Raw genomic sequence first — 231 nt, forward strand, 5'->3', positions numbered from 1 at the left:
CACTCCGAAGGGGAGGTCAAACTGTGCTTCTGTGCCAGTTCCATCCGCAAAACCCCTTGTGCCTGTTCCGGCCAAGGTGCTTACCACCCCCGCCGGTGTGATCTTCCGGATGCGGTGATTGTTACTATCTGCCACATAGACATTGCCGTATGAGCCCACAGCCACTCCGCCGGGGCGGTTAAACTGTGCTTCTGTGCCGATGCCATCCGCAAAACCCTCTGTGCCTGTTCC

The 231-nt window shown here is 58.0% G+C and carries 1 protein-coding gene; it reads right to left on the bottom strand.

From position 1 onward, the window contains the following. On the bottom strand, positions 1–231 hold a 231-nt coding region (locus S1OALGB6SA_RS03410), incomplete at both ends, for a hypothetical protein (RefSeq protein WP_503465866.1).

This window comes from Olavius algarvensis spirochete endosymbiont, from assembly GCA_900608495.1.
Classification (GTDB): domain Bacteria; phylum Spirochaetota; class Spirochaetia; order DSM-2461; family DSM-2461; genus UBA2779.